This window comes from Cupriavidus sp. SIMBA_020 (assembly GCF_046535395.1).
Classification (GTDB): domain Bacteria; phylum Pseudomonadota; class Gammaproteobacteria; order Burkholderiales; family Burkholderiaceae; genus Cupriavidus; species Cupriavidus campinensis.
Map to the genome: position 1 here is coordinate 1 of NZ_JAWRWU010000567.1, position 272 is coordinate 272.

Here is a 272-nt window from a genome sequence, read left to right on the forward strand (position 1 = left end):
TCGAACACGGCCTCGATGATCAGGTCGGCGCCGGCCAGCGCGTCGTAGTGCGTGGCGCCGGTAAAGCGCGCCAGCCGCGCGCGGCGTTCGTCGGCCGTCATGCGGCCTTTTTTCACCAGCAGGTCGTAGACCTGTTCGACCCGCTTGCGGCCGCGCTCCAGCGCGGCGTCGTCCTGTTCGACCATGACGGTGGGCAGGCCGGCGTCCAGCAGCGCCACCACGATGCCCGCGCCCATGGTGCCGCCGCCGATCACGCCCACGGTGTCCAGCGG

Annotated in this window: 1 protein-coding gene; it reads right to left on the bottom strand. The window is 71.7% G+C overall.

What is annotated here, in order from left to right; translation table 11 throughout:
* Nucleotides 1–272 (bottom strand): 3-hydroxyacyl-CoA dehydrogenase NAD-binding domain-containing protein (locus tag SB751_RS30550; RefSeq protein ID WP_410749091.1); only part of this gene is annotated, 272 nt, incomplete at both ends.